The sequence below is a fragment of the Pseudoxanthomonas kalamensis DSM 18571 genome (genome assembly GCF_010211745.1).
Lineage (GTDB): Bacteria > Pseudomonadota > Gammaproteobacteria > Xanthomonadales > Xanthomonadaceae > Pseudoxanthomonas_A > Pseudoxanthomonas_A kalamensis.
In genome coordinates, this window is the sequence record NZ_PDWQ01000025.1 from 1 (window position 1) to 894 (window position 894).

General features: G+C 56.7%; 1 protein-coding gene. It reads left to right on the forward strand.

What is annotated here, in order from left to right; translation table 11 throughout:
• The first annotated feature begins 2 nt into the window (after positions 1–2).
• On the forward strand, positions 3–653 hold the full coding sequence (locus CSC70_RS13730) for a YecA/YgfB family protein (RefSeq protein ID WP_162457189.1): 651 nt from the start codon (positions 3–5) through the stop codon (positions 651–653).
• Positions 654–894 lie beyond the last annotated feature (241 nt).

Genomic DNA, 894 nt, shown 5'->3' on the forward strand with positions numbered 1-894 from the left:
GGTTGGGCGACTTTCTCGAAGGAGTCGGCGCACCTGCAATGAATCTCGAAATGCTCGATGGGTTTTTTGCCGCACTCATTTGCGGCCCTGAAACGGTATTGCCCAGCGAATACGTGCCACACGTACTTGGGGAAGGACATTGCTTCGACAGCAATGACCAAGCGGCGGAGATTCTTGGCTTGGTCATGCGGCATTGGAACACGATTGCATCAGAACTGTTCCGCACTCTGGAGAAAGACGATGTCTACCTTCCCGTGCTGCTCGAAGATGCGGATGGGGCCGTACACGGCAATGACTGGGCACATGGTTTCATGCGCGGCATTCAATTACGGCCCAATAGTTGGCAAGAGCTGATCGGCAGCGACGAGTTTGGCGGGCCAATGCTGCCAATTATGATTTTGACCTATGAACATGATCCTGATCCCGCCATGCGCCCGCCAGAGATTGCGCCTGACAAACGCGATGAGTTGCTTCAGTCCCTGATTGCCGGACTTACACACATCTATCGCTACTTCGCGTCACATCGCCAATTGGCAACCCACGTGCCTTTACGCAGGCAAGGCCCTAAAGTTGGGAGAAACGATCAATGTCCATGTGGCAGTGGGCGGAAGTACAAGCATTGCTGTGCTACCGGCGGGCCAATATTTCATTGATATCGGCTTAACTGACTTCCCTGTTCCATTGCTCCCCGGACCCCTAGACCAACGGCGGGCCACGGCGGGTGTAATCACCGCCCATGCCTTCGATGCGACGCTGCAACGCCGCTCTCTGGCTCGCCATATCGGCTTTCACCTGGCCGTGTGACCCCCATTCAGGTTTCGGGTCGTCGGCCTCCTGCCTGTCTCTTATCCGCCTCTCCGAGCCCACGCGACTCCTGGGCCTCTCGGATGCCGG